10 protein-coding genes are annotated in these 17,660 nt (G+C 62.9%); 3 read left to right on the top strand and 7 right to left on the bottom strand.

The window, feature by feature from the left end; genetic code table 11:
- Nucleotides 1-18: 18 nt before the first annotated feature.
- Both AC1DVV_RS18805 and AC1DVV_RS18800 read right to left on the bottom strand, forming a co-directional pair.
- On the bottom strand, nt 19-7,512 hold the full coding sequence (locus AC1DVV_RS18805; RefSeq protein ID WP_477707234.1) for a two-partner secretion domain-containing protein: 7,494 nt from the start codon (nt 7,510-7,512) through the stop codon (nt 19-21).
- A 37-nt stretch (nt 7,513-7,549) separates the two neighbouring features.
- Nucleotides 7,550-9,154 (bottom strand): ShlB/FhaC/HecB family hemolysin secretion/activation protein, encoded by a 1,605-nt coding sequence (locus AC1DVV_RS18800; RefSeq protein WP_457282614.1) that lies wholly within the window; start codon nt 9,152-9,154, stop codon nt 7,550-7,552.
- Between the two features lie 572 nt (nt 9,155-9,726).
- Between AC1DVV_RS18800 and AC1DVV_RS18795 the strand changes: the two genes are divergently transcribed.
- The 3 genes from AC1DVV_RS18795 to AC1DVV_RS18785 all read left to right on the top strand — a co-directional run bounded on the left by AC1DVV_RS18795 (nt 9,727) and on the right by AC1DVV_RS18785 (nt 12,734).
- Entirely contained in the window at nt 9,727-10,017 is a 291-nt protein-coding gene (locus tag AC1DVV_RS18795) for a co-chaperone GroES (RefSeq protein WP_007872916.1), read from the top strand.
- Between the two features lie 92 nt (nt 10,018-10,109).
- The gene (gene groL / locus AC1DVV_RS18790) at nt 10,110-11,762 is read left to right on the top strand and encodes a chaperonin GroEL (protein WP_411877453.1); all 1,653 of its coding nucleotides are present in this window, start codon (nt 10,110-10,112) and stop codon (nt 11,760-11,762) included.
- Between the two features lie 291 nt (nt 11,763-12,053).
- The gene (locus AC1DVV_RS18785; RefSeq protein WP_477667358.1) at nt 12,054-12,734 is read left to right on the top strand and encodes an OmpW/AlkL family protein; all 681 of its coding nucleotides are present in this window, start codon (nt 12,054-12,056) and stop codon (nt 12,732-12,734) included.
- 18 nt (nt 12,735-12,752) lie between these two features.
- Here the strand turns inward: AC1DVV_RS18785 and AC1DVV_RS18780 are convergent, their stop codons facing one another.
- From AC1DVV_RS18780 to dalD, 5 genes are read right to left on the bottom strand one after another with little or no spacing between them, the layout of a single operon-like run.
- On the bottom strand, nt 12,753-13,700 hold the full coding sequence (locus AC1DVV_RS18780; protein ID WP_457282612.1) for an AraC family transcriptional regulator: 948 nt from the start codon (nt 13,698-13,700) through the stop codon (nt 12,753-12,755).
- 11 nt (nt 13,701-13,711) lie between these two features.
- A complete protein-coding gene (locus AC1DVV_RS18775; RefSeq protein ID WP_477702550.1) occupies nt 13,712-14,680 on the bottom strand; it encodes a carbohydrate kinase family protein in 969 nt (322 codons plus the stop codon).
- Between the two features lie 20 nt (nt 14,681-14,700).
- Entirely contained in the window at nt 14,701-15,372 is a 672-nt protein-coding gene (locus AC1DVV_RS18770; protein WP_457282610.1) for a transaldolase family protein, read from the bottom strand.
- Between the two features lie 16 nt (nt 15,373-15,388).
- Nucleotides 15,389-16,177, bottom strand: coding sequence for an L-iditol 2-dehydrogenase (locus tag AC1DVV_RS18765; protein WP_457282609.1), 789 nt, complete (start codon nt 16,175-16,177; stop codon nt 15,389-15,391).
- Nucleotides 16,174-17,577, bottom strand: a complete 1,404-nt coding sequence (gene dalD / locus AC1DVV_RS18760) for a D-arabinitol 4-dehydrogenase (protein ID WP_457282623.1) — start codon at nt 17,575-17,577, stop codon at nt 16,174-16,176. Before dalD ends, AC1DVV_RS18765 begins: the two co-directional genes overlap by 4 nt.
- Nucleotides 17,578-17,660 lie beyond the last annotated feature (83 nt).

The raw sequence follows: 17,660 nt of genomic DNA, 5'->3' as shown, positions 1-17,660 counted from the left end.
CAACTGGGTGTCCTGCTTTCATTTTTTGCTCCCCGGCATATTGGGTGTTCCTGTACTCGGTAACTGGTTGTTGGCAAGCTGTTGTGCCGCCAACTTGTCAAAGGTAATACCTGCTTGCTCTCCCGGTACCTGCATCCCAGTTTTATTCGAACCATACCATTGCGATTGTGAAATTCCAGCACGATCCAATGCAACGGAGGTTCGAGTATTCAAAATCAACTTAGTTCCATCTGAGGTTGTCACGTAATCCACAGGAACTTGGCTTGGTCGGATCAAGCCTTTACTAAGCGCCGAAGCCAAATCATCTACCGTGTTAATCGGCCCTGCACCTAGAAGGCTGTATTTCTCACGGCCATCCACACTGAATTTCTCATCACTACGAATGGAAGTTTGAGCAAAATTTGCGTCTGTTACCGAGCCCAACTTTGGCCTATCAACCGCGAACCTCCCAGCGCCCACCTTCATCAAATCCACAGCTTTTGACAATCCGGCGATAACACGGCCAACGTTAACGGTTCCCTCATCAGGCGAAGCAAACTGAGGCAGAACAACACGCAATGCTTCGGCCATTTCTTGCGCCATGAGTGATTTCGCCGGTTGCGCGAGCAACATTCGCTGCGCTTGCATGTACTCGTCAGCGGTTACGTTGTTAAATTCCGGGCGGATGTCTCCGTTAGCATCGAAATAGTCACCTAGCACCATTAGGCTAGCCTGATAAAGCTTTTCTTCTGTGGTTCCTAATTTTGCAGCTTCCTCCTTCGCCAGTGCCCTGACTTGGTCTTTGCTAACTAAATGCAACTGCCGATTATTGGCATCCACCGTCGCAGCAGTAACCGCCCCTTGCGCACCACCCACAGCAGCACCCACACCCGCTGCAGTCAGCGTCGCTACGGTTTGCGCCAGCGCCTTGGCGGCGCCATCGCTCAGGCCTGCAGCCACCAGGCCCTGCTGAATGCCGTCTTGCAAGGCGTTCATCAGGTTTGCGGAACTCGCACTGGCTGCTGCTCCTACTGCACCATCAAAGCCGCCGCCCAGAGCCCCCACCGCTGTGTGAAGCGCGATCCGGTAAATGCCGCCCTCATCCCACTTTTTGGCTTCGTCCTCGTTCTTCTGAATCCGCAGTGCTGCCGCCTGGTTGGCCGCAAAGCTCGCAACCGCCTTCGGTGCTTCCCTTGTAAACGCCTGCGTGATCTGCACCTGCGCATTGATCTCGGCCTGCACTTTGGCCGCATCAAAGATGGGTTTAAGGCCGGTCTCCGCATCAGTGCTTCTGACGGCGGTGTTGCCAGCAATGCCGCTTATGCCTGCGCTGCTGGTGCTGCTGGCATCGCCCTTGTCTGAGCCGATGCCTATGCCCAGGCCGTTGATGCCGGCAGTCTTGGCAGTGGCGCCGCCGCCAAAGCTGATGCCGATTGACTCGCCCTTGTAGCTGGCGGTGTTCTGGATGTCGCTGATGCTTAGGGTGCCGCCGGTCTTGAAGCTGTTCTTCTGGGCATTGACAGCCTGGGTGTCGCTGGCGATGACGCTGCCCAGCAGGGCTGTGTTGCCCGCCACGCTGACCTGGAAGCCGCCGCTGCCGGCCTTGATGCCGCTTTGTTCGGCAACGCTCTGGAAGTTGGAGTTGATGTTGCTGCTGGAAGCGCTGATGCTGCCGCTGATCTTGCCGACGCCCACGCTCAGTGAGCCGCCCATGCTTTGTTGGCTGCTGGTGTAGGTGCTGCTGTCCTGCAAGGAGGCGATGTTGAGGTTGCCGCCGATGTCGGCCTTGACCTGCTCGGCCCGGATCACGGCGCCTTGCAGGGTGGCGTCGCCGCCCGTGGTCAGGCTGACTTTTTCACCGGCCTTGATCTGGCTGTTGGTGTAGCTGGTGTCGTCGCCGTTGGTGCGGCCCTTGCCTTTGCTGGCGCTGACATTGACGAGGAAGCCGTCGGTGCCAAAGCTCACGCCGAGGCTGCCCGAGCTGCTGCTGTTGGTGCTGCGTTCGCTAGCCAGGTTTTGCGCCGCCAGAAGCCGGGCTTCGTTTTCGGCGATGAGTTGCACGGCCTTGCCGGCTTCGACGGTGCTGCCCTGGATGGTCAGGTTGCTGGCTTGTCCGCCGCCGGTGGCGGCAATGGTGATGTTGTTGCCGGCCGTGATGTTGCTGCCGCGCGCGGTGTTGCTTTCGCTCAGGGAGTTGCTCTGGCTCTTGCTGCTGCCGATGCTGATGGCCAGGTTGATACCACCCGCCTGCTCGGCCGCGCTGTGTTCTGTTGCTGCACTGGGGTTGTTGCCCGTTGTGTTCTGGCCAGCCTGGATGGCGTTGTAAGCATTGTTGGCAGCAAAGGCCATGTTGGCGCCGGCCAGGGCCTGCATGCGGCTGTCCTTGGTCTGGCTGGCCGCTTCGCTCATCTTGTCGATGGTCTGCAGCGCGCTGATGACGGGGGATGTGACTTCCAGCGTCAGGCCGCTTTGCTTGAATTTCTGCTCGGTCTCGGTGCGGCTGGCTTCGCGGGCTTCCACGATCTCTACAGTTTTGGCGGCAATGGTGATATCGCCTTTAGGTGCGATCACGTCGCTGCCGACCTGTTTGTAGACGTCATTGGCCACCAGGGTCACATTGCCGCTGACGGCGCCAACGGTGGAGGCTGCGGCGGTGGCGCCTTTGTTTTTCTGGTCATTGGACTGCTCGCGCGTGCCGATGGTGATGCCTATACCGCCCCCGTCGAGCAGACCGGATTCCTTCTTCTCAAAGAAAGACGTGCTGCTGCTGGTGTTCTGCGCGGCCTCGATGGCGATGTTGCGGCCGGCAGCCAGGGTGGTGCCGGTGTCGCTGATGACGGCGCTGCCTTTGACATTGATGTCTTTGCCTGCCACCACGGTGACCGTTTTGCCGCCCAGGCTGGAGCCGACGGCGTTGTCCTGGTCGGTGGTGCGGCGCTCTTTGGTGCTGGTGCTGCTGAATAGGTCGCTCTCGGCGGTGGTCATGCCAAAGCCGAAGCTGTTGGTCTGCCGGCCTGCAGTGAGGTTGACGTTGTTGCCGGCGCTGGCGGTGAGGTCGCCAGTCGCCTGGACGTTGGCGGCGCGGGCGTTGAGGTCGTTGCCGGCGTTCAGGCTCAGGCTGCCTGCGGTCTGGATCTGGCTGCCGACCTCTTTGGTTTGCGCGTCGCGCACAAAGTCGTCGTCGCCGCGGCGCTGGTCGCTGCTGTTGGCGGTGGTGACGGTGGCCAGGTTGATGTTGTTGCCGGCAGCAAGCATGGTGCTGCCGCTGGTGTTGTTGTTGCCGATGACACCGGCGATGACGTTGAGGTCCCGGCCGGCGCTGGCGATCAGGGTACCTGCGGTGCCGGAGACATTGCCCGTGACATACAGGCCGGCCACGCGGTCTATGCCGGTCATGCTGAAGGTGTTGTTGCTGGAGGCATTGACGGCGGTGGCTGCGCCGTTGGTGCCCAGGCCGCCGGTGCGGTTGGTAGCGCTGCTGGTGGTGGTGACGATGTTGATGTCGCGCCCGGCCAGAGCCGTGAGGCTGTTGACGGCATCGATCTGCCCACCGGTGATGTTGATGTCGTTGCGGGCGGCCACGGTGACGGTGTCGCCGGTGATGCGGCCGCTGATGTTCTGTACGTTCTCTGCCGTGAGGCTGACGACGTTGCGGCCTGCGATGGTGCCGCTGTTGCTGAGGTCGCCGCTGAGGTTGATGTTGACCTCACGCCCGGCGAGCAGCACGCCCTTGCCGTTCAAATCGCCGGTGCGGGGCACGACGTAGACCACGGGCACCAGGGCCTTGACCTGCACGGTGCCGCCACGGCCGTCGGGCACGGTGACGTCCTGCTCGACCAGCCAGACGATGTCGCTGGTGAGCTGGGCCACCTGCGCGGCCGTCAGCGCGACGCCGGGGCGCAGCTGGAACTGCTGGGCAAAGGTGACGCCGGCGTCCATCAGGGCCTTGTACTGGACTTCTTCGCTGGTGTAGTTGGCCAGGAAGCGCTGGCCGGTGAGCTGGGCTACCTGCTCGTTCACCAGGCGCTGCTCGTAAAAGCCGTCGCCCAGGCGCTTCTGGGTGGTGGCCGGGTCCAGGCCCAGGGCATTGAGCATGTAGTCGCTGCCGAGCCAGTTGCGGTAGTTGGCAAAGCGCGGGTCGGTCTCGACGATGAAGTTGCCCACGGGGTTGGGCGTGACGCGGAACAGGCTGCTGCTGGGCACCGTCAGGCTGTTGCTGCTGGCCGGCAGCGCTGCCGCGCCGCCGGCCACCACGGCCGCCGCCAGCTGGGTGCCGCTGGCCAGGCCCTGGCTGGAAGGCGCCGTCATGCCCTGGCTGCGGTTGACGTCCAGTACAAAGGTCTTGGGCACGTCCTGCACGTAGGCAGAGTCGCGGTAGGCGTCGTAGTTGTAGTCGCAGCCGTCCCAGCCGCCGCAGCCTTCGTTGTAGTTGCTCCACGCAAAGGCGGTGCCGTTGCGCTGGGCGTTGACGGTGATGCTGCGGCCGCGGTTGTCCACGGCCCGGCCGGTGATGTTGAGGGCGCCGCCGGCAACGATCTGCGCCTGGTCGTTCAGGAGCGCATCGCGCGCGTTGAGCGTCATGGCGCCGCCGCTCAGGATGCGGCCGGGCGCGCTGCGGGTGATGGTGGCGCTGGGAACTGACTGGTTGTAGTCACGGAAGGCGTCAAAGGCGACGGCGTTGGCTGTGACTGTCATGCGCATCGCATCAATCTGCGCCTGCAGCGCGATCCATGGGGCAGCGGCGGCGTCCCAGGCGGCGAGGTCTTGCGAGTTGGATTCTGATGATGGGCGGGGACCGGGCGCAGCAGTGCTCGGGCGGGCCATCCCGAAAACCTGCCACACCGGGCTGTTGGCGTCGTAGCCAAAAAACGCCGCAACAGGGGTCGACACCAGCCCGTCGCGGGCGCCCGTCAGCAGGTAGTGGTCAGGAATGTAGGCGCTGGGGCCGAGAAAATACGGCGCGTACTTGGGGTCCGAGTAAGGTGCGCCCTTTAACAGTATGCGGCCCTTGCCGTTGAAGTGGCCGGTGTAAGGCAGTATGCCGTCTTCCGACGCCCAGCGCCCGGGGCCGCCATAGATCCGTTGTACACCCGTTATCCCGTCGCTGTATACGTAGCCGCCATGGGATGCCGCCTGGTAGTCCTCAGCTCCGACCACCCAACCCACATCGTCCTGCGAGTATGTGCCCTGGCCGGTAACGTATTCCTTGCCGTTGGTGCCGGGCGAAAACTGCACCGTGTAGGCAAAGTCAGGGTTGGTGTTGTTGATCTGCGCGGCGGCGATCGTGAGGCCGCCCAGCGATTCGATGGTGCCGCCGGCGTTGTTAACCGCCTGGGCCAGGCCCGTGGCCTGGCGCGATGCGTCCAGGCTGCCGCCGATGTTGAGTGCCGCTGCGCCCGTGCCGCCGCTGAAGATGAGCGCACCGATGCCGTTGTTGATGGTGCCCGCGCCGATGTCGAGCCGGTTGCGCGCGGCGATCACGCCGGCCTTGGTGACGCCGGCAATGGTTTCGGGCGTGTTGTTGAGGGTGGCGGTGGCGATGCTCAGGGTGTCGCCGTAGATGCGGCCGGTGCCGATGTTGGTGATGAGCTGCGCATCGAGCCGGGTGACCTGGCCATCGATGAGGCCGCGGTTGGTCAGGCTGTTGGTGGCCGTGAGCTGCGTGGTGGCGCCGGTGATTTCGCCGGTGGCCGCGTTGTCGATGTCGGTGGCTGACGCGGTCAACGTACTGCCGGCTTGCAGCTTGCCGGCGTTGGTGATGCCGGCCGCGTTGATGGTGAGGTTACCCCCCGCAACCAGCTGGCCACCAGCAGTGTTGTCGAGCACACCGGCGGTGGTGATGGCCAGGTCGGCGCTGCCGGTAGTTTGCACCGTGCCGCCCTGGTTGGCCAGGCTCTGCGCCTGAAGGGTGGTGTTGCCGTTGCTGGCCAGCGTGCCGCCGGTGTTGTTGATCTGGCCCTGCGCGTTGACGCTGCCGGCGGTGGTGCCGGTCTGGGTGATTTGCCCGCCGAGGTTGGACAGGCTGCCTGCCGCCAGGCCCAGCTGGCCTGCCACCACGGTGGCCGCGTCGGTGCGCAGGGTTTGCGCCGTGCTGGTGGCCAAGAGGCCGGTGGCATTGAGGTTGGCGCGGCTGGCGTCGATGTCGCCGGCCGTGGCCGTGAGCGACATGCCCTGGGCGCGCAAGGTGCTGTCGGCCAGGTTGAGCTGGCTGCCTGAGAGAGAGGCGTTGCCGCCGGCCAGGGCCTTGCCTGAGATGGTGACGGCACTGGCCGCGTTGATGGCCAGGTTACCGCTGGCGGCGAGGCTGCCGTCGCTGTTCAGGCCCGCGGCGATCACGGCGCCGGTGGCCGAGGTGACCTGCGCGCCCGCACCGTTGGCCTGCACCGTGGTGTTGCCCTGGGCCCCCAGTGTGGCGCTGCCGATATTGCTCACGCCGGCCTGTGCGGCCACCGCGGCGTTGCCATTGGCATACATCGTGCCGCTATTGGTGGTGACGCCGGTGGTGGCGGACTGCAGGTTGCCACTGGCCAGCAGGCTGCCAGTGTTGGTAAGCCAGCCGTTGGACTGCAGCACCAGGTCGCCGCCTGTTGCGTTTATGGCACCGGCGTTGCGCACACCCAGGCCTGTTTCGGTGCCGATCAGGAAAATCTTGCCGGCATACATGCCGCCGACCTGGGCCACGTCAATCGCATAGGTCGGTGCAGGGCCGGTGCCGGCTATCGGTGTGGCGCTGGTCTGTGTCGCATCAATCTGGTTGGCACCGGTCGTCACGCGGAGTTCTTTGGCCCAGATGCCCGCGTTGAGCTGCACGGCGCGGGCGAGGATACCGGTGTAGTCGGCTGTGCTGGTGTCCAGGCCTGCGCCGTTCACCGTGATGCTGCCGCCCTGCACGCGAAAACCGTCAAGCGCCCCGCTGTTGAGCACCGGGCTGCCGGTGGTGAGGGTGACACGGCTGGCATTGAGAAAGCCGCCGCCATTGACGTTGATACCCGCCGGGTTGGCGATGATGACCTCGGCACGCTGGCCGGCGACTTCGACATAGCCCCGGATCTGGCTGGGGTTCGACGAATTCACTTCATTGAGGATGACGCGGGCTGCGCCTGTGGCCAGCCAGGGGTTGGCCCCGACGAAACCGCCGAGCTGGGTCTGCACATTGCTGCGGCTGTTGTTGAGGATGACGCCGCTTTGCGGCACATCAAACTGGATATACGTGTTGCGGCTGACACCGCCGGCACTGGGTGACTGGATATTGACCTGCGGCAAGCCATTGGCGGTTTGCAGAACGGTGGGGCGCTGGTTGGCCGGGGCTGACGGGTCTGCAACGACCTGTGCCTGCACGGCCGGTTGCAGCCACAGCACAGCACCCAGCACGGCAAGGCGCAGGGGGTGCAGGCAGGCCAGAAGATCCACGGAAGCGGCCACGCCCGACGTTTCACCACCTGCCGCCTTGCCCTGGCTGCTGGCGGTGTCGGCCACCACCATGCGTTGGCCGCGCTTTGAATTGAAGATGATGCGGTGCAGGTTCTTGTTCATGGCGAAAGGTCAGCTGATATGACAGAAAGGGGAAGCGTTAGAACGAAGCGTTGAGGCTCACGCCCACTGTGCTGTTGGCGGTACGAAAGAATTCGGGTTTTTTGACGGGCGCGCCGATAAAGAAGTCGTATTGCAACTTCTTGAAGCTGCCGCGCAAACCGATCACGGCGCCGGTCAGCCGCTTGCCCGCCAGGAATTCACTGCTGGGCCCGGCCACCTCGCCGTGGTCCAGGCCGACGTAAACCTCCTGGCCGCTCTCGCCCAGCGCGGTGCTGAGTTCATTACGCAGCAGCCAGCCACGTTCGGCGCTCAGCGAAGATTCGCCGTCGAAACCGCGCACGGTGTAGCGCCCGCCGATGGCAAAGCGGTCTTGCGGGGTCAGGGGCGTGCGGTCGTGTTGCAGGCGCCATGTGGCGCTGTAACGCATGCCCTGGTCGGCAATCTTGAAGGGAACGGTCAGGTTGGCATCCGCATTGATCACGGCAAAGCGGGATGTCCCTTCACCAAACGCTTCTTCCGGTGCAGGTAGCGAGCCGAAGGCGCCGGTACCGCGCTTGTACGCCACATTGCCTTCGAGCGTAGCCTGGCCTATGAACTCCTTGTGGCCGGCGCCGAGCTCCCAGCCGCCGACGATGCGGCGCTGCACCTCGACTTCGGTGTCGTCAATGAAGTTGTTGGAGCGGCGCTGGAAAGCCTTCAGGCTGATGGAAGTCTTGCGGCTGGCGTCGCGGTAGACGAGGCGCGAGAGCTTGAGTTCGGCGTTGCTGCTGGTGCCGCGGTAAACGTAATCCTGGTTGAGGCCAGCGACGCTCTGAAAGTAGCGGTTATCGCTGACGGTGGCGCCCAGCGTCCAGTAGCCCAGAGGCAGCGAGTAATGCACGGTGCTGCCGCGCGTGCCGCGGCCACCCGGTTCACCGCCGCCCAGGTCGGTATTGAGCGATACATAGAACAGGTCGTTGAGCGTCAGCGCATTGTCGTAAGACAGGGTGATGCCACCCTGGTATTTACCGGTGGCTTTGGATCCGCTGTCATCGGCAAACACCGAGAGGCGAAACGGAAAGGCCTGCTTGTAGCTGATGACCAGGTCGCTCTGGCCCGGCTGGACCTCCGCGCCCTTGGCTTCCTCGATCTGGATGTCGGCTTCGGCCGTGGGCACACGCTTGAAGTTTTCCAAAGCCTGCTCGATGTCGCGCAGGTTCAGGATGTCACCCGGCCTGGCAGGCAGGGCCGTCCAGGCATTGCCACGTGCGTCACTGCCTTCGGAGAACCGGACGGCACGGATACGGCCGGGGATCAGCGTGAGCGCGAGGATGCCTGTTTTGAGGTCTTGCGGCTCGGCGAGCACACGCGTGGTGACGTAGCCGCGGGCAATCACGGCGTTTTGCACGCGCTTGATCACGATGCCGATGCTGCTTGTGCCCAGGCAGCGGCCTGTTGGCGAATCGCTCGCGTCCGGCCCGGCTGCGGCATCAAGCGCCCAGGCGAATTGGGTCGCCAGCGCGGCTGATTCGCCGGCAGCGGTGCGCAGCTTCAGGGTGTGGACCGGAAAGCACGGCGATTCGGCCGTAGGCAGCCTGGCAGCCTCTGCCTCAGGAACCTTGGGCGGCCGCACATCGGGCGTACGTTCCTGCTGCTCTCGCATCAGCCGGTCGCGCTCCTCTGCACGGCGCTGCTCCTGCTCGGCGCTGCTTTGCGGCGCGGGCTGGGCAAAAACGTTACAAACTATGACAGCCGTGGCAAGGCCGACGCACAGTTTGCGCAGGCTGGCTGTTGGTTTTGCAGATTTTGGGGTGCATGCTGGCACCGCCCCGAGTGATACACCCAAGTCATCGTGTGGCTTGGCCAATCACGCTCTCCCTGTTTCCGGTTTGTTGTTCTCGCCAGGTCATACACCTGGGTTAACCCGAAGTTTAAATTTTGCGGAGTGGAAATGTAAGGAATGTTACTTACAAGACCTTGGAAGTGTTGGTTTTTGGGGCGCGATGAGAGGAATCATTGGGGTCCATCTACGCGGACTGCGGTCTTGGCACCCGTTCAGCAAAAAGGCAGTTTTCGGCCCTTCACCTTGAAAACCGTCCGGAATGCCTCTATGATTAGCACTCGATAGTATTGAGTGCTAACAAAGCCCAGTCAATCCACCAAGTTAACAGGCACTCACTTTTACGTGGGTGCTTTTTGATTCCCAAAACCATTGTTCTCAAACAAGGAGCTCTCATGAAACTTCGTCCTTTGCACGACCGCGTGATCGTCAAACGCGTGGAAAACGAAACCAAAACCGCTTCCGGCATCGTCATTCCTGACAGCGCCGCTGAAAAGCCTGATCAGGGCGAAGTGCTGGCCGTTGGCCCAGGCAAGAAGAACGACAAGGGCGAACTGAGCCCCGTGGGCGTGAAAGTTGGTGACCGCGTGCTGTTCGGCAAATACAGCGGCCAGACCGTCAAGGTCGACGGCGACGAACTGCTCGTCATGAAAGAAGAAGACCTGTTTGCAGTGGTCGAGAAGTAATCTCTCTTCTGCTATTTATTTGATAGCTGCTGGCGCACGTCCTACTTGGGCTAGCAGGCGATTTCATCCATAAACTTTAAGGAATCTGCATCATGGCAGCAAAAGACGTAATTTTCGGCGGCGAAGCCCGCGCACGCATGGTCGAGGGTGTGAACATCCTGGCCAACGCCGTCAAGGTAACCCTGGGCCCCAAAGGCCGTAACGTGGTTCTGGAGCGCTCGTTCGGCGCCCCCACGGTGACCAAGGACGGCGTGTCCGTCGCCAAGGAAATCGAACTGAAAGACAAGCTGCAGAACATGGGCGCGCAGATGGTCAAGGAAGTTGCTTCCAAGACCTCCGACAACGCCGGCGACGGCACCACCACCGCCACCGTTCTGGCTCAAGCCATCGTCCGCGAAGGCATGAAGTACGTGGCCGCGGGCATGAACCCGATGGACCTGAAGCGCGGTATCGACAAGGCTGTGCTGGCCCTGACGGAAGAGCTGAAGAAGGCTTCCAAGCCCACCACCACCTCCAAGGAAATCGCCCAGGTCGGTTCGATCTCTGCCAACTCCGACGAATCCATCGGCAAGATCATTGCCGACGCAATGGACAAGGTTGGTAAAGAAGGCGTGATCACCGTGGAAGACGGCAAGTCCCTGCAAAACGAGCTCGACGTCGTCGAAGGCATGCAGTTCGACCGCGGCTACCTCTCCCCTTACTTCATCAACAACCCTGAAAAGCAGTCCGCACTGCTGGACAACCCCTTTGTTCTGCTCTACGACAAGAAGATCAGCAACATCCGTGACCTGCTGCCTACCCTGGAGCAAGTCGCCAAGGCCGGCCGTCCGCTGCTGATCATTGCCGAAGAAGTCGAGGGCGAAGCCCTGGCAACTCTGGTCGTGAACACCCTGCGCGGCATCCTGAAGGTTGTGGCTGTGAAAGCCCCTGGCTTCGGCGACCGCCGCAAAGCCATGCTGGAAGACATCGCCTGCCTGACCGGCGGCAAGGTCATCGCTGAAGAAGTCGGCATGTCGCTCGAAAAAGTGACGCTGGCTGACCTCGGCCAGGCCAAGCGCATCGAAGTGGGCAAGGAAAACACCATCATCATCGACGGCTCCGGCGCCGCTGCCGACATCGAAGCACGCGTCAAGCAAGTGCGCGTCCAGATCGAAGAAGCGACCAGCGACTACGACCGTGAAAAACTGCAAGAGCGCGTGGCCAAGCTGGCCGGCGGTGTTGCCGTGATCAAGGTTGGCGCTGCCACCGAAGTCGAAATGAAGGAAAAGAAGGCCCGCGTGGAAGACGCACTGCACGCTACCCGCGCTGCCGTGGAAGAAGGCATTGTGGCCGGCGGCGGCGTGGCCCTGCTGCGCGCCAAGCAAGCTGCTGGCAAGATCGCCGGCGACAACCCTGACCAGGACGCCGGTATCAAGCTGGTGCTGCGCGCCATTGAAGCCCCCCTGCGCGAAATCGTTTACAACGCAGGCGGCGAAGCCTCTGTGGTGGTGAACGCGGTTCTGGCCGGCAAGGGCAACTACGGCTTCAATGCAGCCAACGACACCTACGGCGACATGATCGAAATGGGTATCCTGGATCCCACGAAGGTCACCCGCACCGCACTGCAGAATGCAGCCTCCGTCGCATCCCTGATGCTGACGACCGAAGCCATGATCGCCGAAGCTCCGAAGGAAGAATCCGGCGCCGGCGGCGGCATGCCAGGCGGCATGGGTGGAATGGGCGGCATGGGCGACATGGGCATGTAATGCCTGCCTGAGCTTCTCGCTCCAGCAAAAAAAGGGCCGCTTTCGCGGCCCTTTTTTATTGCCCGCTCACTTTGTACGAAAAACGTTTTCACACAGCAAGGCCTTTCGTCGGCGGCGCCACAGTCTCTTCACAAAAACGGCGAGGAAGATGCTGCACGTTGGCGCCTGCCGCTACCATGATTTCTCATGAGCCACCGGATGACTTCCCTCGCCCGTGCGATGGCGCGAAAACCGCCGGCACAAACAATGACGCCATAGCAACCCGAACACATCCTCGCACTGCACTCGCCCATGAATCCCTCCCAGAAACTATTCATAGCGGCCGCCCTGGCGGTTTCTTCCGTATACGGCTTTGCACAACAGGCGGGCACATGGTCCGTGTCGGCCGGCGTCACGCGGATTGCGCCTTCCGTGAACAGCGGCAGCCTTTCGGCGCCGTCCGGAACTGGCGTAATTCAGGACGCGAAAGTCGACGTCAGCAGCAGTTCCAGGTTAACGGCCGCCGTGAACTACATGGTCACCGATCACATCAGCTTGCACCTGCCGCTCGGTTTGGGCTTCAGGCATGACGTCAGCGGCGCAGGTGTGCTCGCTGGCGTTGGCACGGTGGCCGACACCCGGGCCTTGCCCATCACGCTGATCGCGCAATACCGGTTTCTTGATGCCGACGCCCGGTTTCGTCCTTACCTGGGTGCAGGCCTCTCCTACGTGAAGTTCTACAAGGAACGCGGCACAGCCCTGCTGACCGCGTTGACCAACCCAGGCGGCCCCGCCACAAGCGTATCTTTCAAGTCGAAATTTGCCCCCGCGTTGCAACTGGGTGGTATTTTCAACCTCGACAAAAAATGGTTTGTGGAAGCCAGCTATACCAAGACTTTCCTGAAAACCCGCGGCACGCTCAGTACCAACCAGACCATCGATGTGGGCCTTGACCCGGATTGCTTCACCTTGCAACTGGGGTACAAGTTTTAATTTCACGCCACAGGACCATCAGGATAACCGGCCAAAACGGTCGTCTGTCTGCCGCCTGAACTCGGTAGGCGTCATGCCCTTGATCTCCAGGAAACGCCGATTGAAGTTTGCGACATTGTTGAAACCGACCTGATAGCAGATGTCGGTGACGTTGTGGTCGGTCTGCATCAGCAGGTGGCAGGCGCTGTTGATGCGCACACGGTTGACGAAGTCGGTAAAGCTGTTGCCGGTGGAGCGCTGGAAGAAGCGGCTGAAGCGGCTCTCGCTCATGCCGAGCTCGGCTGCCACGACTGACATCGAGATCGGCTCCGCCATGTTGGCGGTAATGCGGTTGACGATGCCGTTGATCTGGTCAACCTGTGCGTCGCCATCGGCGCCCTGCGTGCCTTGCATCTGTACGCTCGACAGCAGCCGGTAGTCCGTCCATTGCGCCAGGTCGGCCATGAACTCAAAAAAGTGGCCGAGGCGGCGCACGCCGCGCGCGGCCTTGATGTTGTCCCAGTGCGTCTGCGCCTGCCGCGACATGCCGAAGAACTCGATACCATGGCGTGCCCGTTCGAGCAGCTGCATCACTTCGCGCAATTCAGGAATCCCGGTTGCCGCGCGCTCGATGGGCTCGTGATGGAACTGGATCACCCGGTCGCGTCCCGCGGCGCCGCCTTCGGGCACGTCAAGCGAAATCCAGTTGTGCGGCAGGCGCGGGCCGCACAACACCAGATGACCGGGCTGAAACGGTCCGATCCAGTCGCCGACAAACGCCTTGCCCGAGGTCTCGGTGATCAGGTGCAGTTCATACTCTTCATGAAAATGCCAGCGTACCAGCGGGCTCGGAAAGCCATGTGCAAGACAGCGCACCAGACCGGTTTCAGGTGACTCGTAACCCAGTGATGGGGAGCGCGCAATATCGCGCTCCAGTTCGGGTTGGCGCTGACGGGGGATCGGGCGTTTGGATGTAGACGTTGTCATGGCAGTCTGGGTCAGGACCGTGAAGCAACGGCCTCATTGTCCTCTCGCACGAGCACGGCGTGAACGGCCTCCAGCGTGGGCGGATCGGCACCTTCGCGGGTGCAGTTCAGTGCGGCGGCCGTGGCGGCGAAGCGCATCACTGCGCGCCAGGCGTCGCCGCTCAGCTCGCCAAGCTGGGCCGGGTGTTCGACGCCATGCGCAAGCAGCGAGACTGAAAGCCCGGCCGTAAAAGTATCGCCCGCGCCGATGGTGTCGACCACCTCAACACGCGGTGCCGCCACAGTCAACGGCTCGTGCCCCGTGCGCCAAAGCGTGGCACCGCCAGCGCCATGCGTGACGATGACCGCTCGCGCACCGGCGTGCAGGCAATCCGCTGCCAGCGCATCGACAGGCCTGCCGGGCGCCAGCAGTCCGGCATCTTCGTCGCTGAGCTTGACCAGATCGGCCATCGCAAACCAGCTCACGACACGCGCACGGTAGGCTGCCATGTCGGAAATCAGGCTGGGCCGCACGTTGGGATCGAACACAATCACACGGCGCCCGGCATTTGCGGTCATCAGCCCGGTGATGCACGTGGCAGCAGGTTCCTGCAGGAGCGCGATTGAGCCGAAATGCAGGAAGCGGCATTCCGCCGGCAACTGCGGCAGCGGCTCTGGCGCCCAGGTCGCATCGGCGCTGCCGTGCGTGTAGAAGGCATAGCGGTTGGTCTGTGGTGTGCGCTCAACGAAGGCCAGGGTCGACGGCGCGTGGCTACGCAGGATGAAACGGGTGTCCACGCCGTTGCGTTCGAGAAAACGCATCAAGCGTTCGCCGAACAGGTCGGTCGACAGTTGCGTGAGGAACCCGGTGGGCTGTCCGAGGCGCGCGCAGGCGACAGCCGTGTTGAGCGGCGAGCCGCCCTCGTGGCCCAGGAACGCCAGCGTGCCTGCCTCGCTGGCAGTGAAATCGATCAGGGCTTCGCCCGTGAGTGCAATGCGCATGGTTTCCGGATTGTCCTCTGTCAGGGCAAGGCGCGGGCGTCGGCCAGGAATCCGCGCTCGGCATCCAGCGTGGCGGGATGATCGAGCAATTCTGCAAAGAGACGCGGCGCAATCGTGATGGCGCCCACACCTAATCGAAGCAAGGAAAGATAGGCCTCGCGGGAGCGTATGCTGGCCACCAGAAGTCGGGTGCCGGACGAAGGCCGCTGCGCTACCAGCGCCTGCATCTGCGCGACCAGCGCCAGCCCGTCGACACCAGCATCCTCCAGCCGTCCCAGGTAGGGTGCCGCATAAGCCGCACCCAGTAGGGCGGCAAAGTGCGCCTGCTCGGGTGCGTAGACAGCCGTCCACGTGACCGGCACACCTTGCGCGACAAGCCGGGCGCCGGCATCGAAGCCCTGGCGCGTGGCGGGAATCTTCACGACCAGCTGGCCCTGGTCGAAGTGCCGCAACAGGTCCCGCGCATCTTCGAGCATGCCATCGACTTCGCTCGAATACACCTGCGCCTGCACCTGCCGCGCACCCAGTTCGATACAGCGCGCCAGGAGGCCGGGCACCGCGGCGCGCCAGACGCCCGCTCGCTGCAGCAGCGTGGGGTTGGTGGTTACGCCGTGCACCACCGGATGCGGCAGGCAGGCCTTCAGTTCGGCCAGATCGGCGCTGTCGAGGTACAGGTGGAAATCGTCGTTCATGCTCGCAAACGGAAAATCAGCTCATCACGTTGCCGCCATCGACATTCAGGGTCTGCGCCGTGATGTAACGCGCTTCGTCGCTTGCCAGAAATACCGCCGCTCCCGCGATGTCTGCCGGTACACCCATGCGGCCGAGCGGCACTTCGAGGCCCACGCGCCGCTTCTTTTCTCCCGGTGGCAACCCTTCTGCCCTGGCAAACAGGCTGTCGACATGGTCCCACATCGGCGTATCGACCACACCGGGTGCGATGCCGTTGATGCGAATGCCATGCGGCGCCATGGCCAATGCGGCACTCTGGGTGTAGCTGATGACCGCGGCCTTGGTGGCGCAGTAGTGCGACACCAGCGCTTCGCCGCGCCGCCCGGCCTGCGAGGCCATGTTGATGACCGACGCACCCTGCGTGCCAGCTTCGACCATGTGGCGAAGCACGGCCTGCATGACAAAGAACATGCCTTTCACATTGACGGCAAAGAGCTTGTCGAAAGATGCCTCGTCGCTGTCAAGCAAAGGCGCGAGGTCGAACACGGCCGCGTTGTTGAACAGGGTATGAATGGGGCCAAAAGCGGCCTGTGCCTGCGCCAGCAGGCGCGCAATCGCCTGCGCGTCCGTCACGTCCGCCGCGATGTAGGCCAGGCAGCCGGGATGACGTTTCTGCAGTGCCTGCACGGCTTCAGGCGTCGCCACTGCCCGGTCGACCACGCTGCAGTGCGCGCCCTCGGCGATGCAGGCTTCAGCCACCGCCAGACCGATGCCGCCACCGGCACCCGTCAGAAGCACATGATGGTTCTTCAGACGTTCGTTCATGTTTTTTTTACCCCTGAATTGACAAAACCGGCTACCCGCCCGATCGCTCCGCGCACGGCATCCGTCAGCCGCGTATCGCCTGCGGCACTCCCCCATAGCCCCGCGTCGGAGCACAGCGCGCGCACAGGATCGACAGCGTCGCAGATCGCGCGGGCCACGGCCTCGTCCATACCCTGGTCCTGATAGGCATAGGGCAGCGCTCCCCGGTGCCAGCGCCGCAGAAAAACAAGGAACAGCGCAGGCAGCATTGCGACGCTGTCGATGGGCTGTCCCGCGGCGAGCCGCTCCCGTACCGTGGGCGCGATAAACCCTGGAATCTTCGAGAAACCGTCCGCCGCCACGCGTTGGTTGGTGTCGCGGATCGCAGGGTTGCCAAAGCGCTCGAGCACCACATCGCGGTACGCCGCGAGGTCGATCGGCCCGGGAGTGTCGGGAGAACTCAGGCAGGGAATCACGTCGTCCGTCACATAGTCGTAGGCCATCTTCCGGATTGCCGCGTGGTGTGTTCCTTCGTGGATGAAATCCAGCCCGACCAATGTGCCGGCCCAGGCAATGCAGCTGTGCGTGGCGTTGAGGATGCGGATCTTGGCCTCCTCGTAAGGCTGCACCGATTCGACCAGTTCCACGCCCACACGGCCCCAGTCGGGTCGCCCGGCCGCGAAATTGTCTTCGATCACCCACTGGATGAAACTCTCGCCAGTGATCGCGGCCGCATCATCCCTCCCCGTGGCGGCCTTGACGCGAGCGCGCAGCTCGGGTGGCGGACGCGGCGTGATGCGGTCGACCATCGTGTTGGGACAGCGGGTGTTCCCCGCGACCCACGAAAGCAGCCCGGTATCGCCTGTGAGTTCAATGAATTCGCGCAACCCGGCATAGAAGCGGTCGCCGTTGTGGCGCAGGTTGTCGCAGTTGAGCAGGGTCACCGGGCCGGCCAGCGCCGCCTTGCGCGCGCGCAGGATCGCGCAGACGGCGCCGTAGATGGTCACGCCCTCCCCGCCCGCCTCGCCGCGGCGTGCACGCTCAAGGTCTGCTTCGAGATCATTGAAAGACAAGTCCAGCTTGCCTTTCGTGTCGAGGTAGTAGCCTGCCTCGGTCACGGTGAATGAAACGATGCGGGTGGACGGCGCCGCGCCGCGAGAGATCACCGCAGCCAGCGAGGCTTCCCAGGGAAGCACTTCGCGGATGGCCTCAACCTGTTCATAGCGGTACTCGCCGGCCGGCGATACGGTTTCCAGCGTGTAACGCCCGCCCTGTGCCTGCAAGGCCGCGACGACCTCGGCCATGTCGGGCCGGATGTTGGCGCCCACGATGGACCAACGGGTGTCGCCCGCATCGATAAGCCGCTGAAGATAAACGGCCTGGTGGGCTCGATGAAATGAACCCAGTCCAAGGTGAAGCACCGTGAATTCCGAAGGCGCCGGTGGCGTTTGCACAAGAAGCGCTGTTGCGAGAGTCAAGGGAATGTCCGAAAGGAAGAAGGAAG

The sequence above is a fragment of the Polaromonas sp. P3_B4 genome (genome assembly GCF_056402835.1).
Note: the sequence above shows the minus strand (reverse complement) of the source record. Positions and strands in the feature narration are given on the sequence as shown.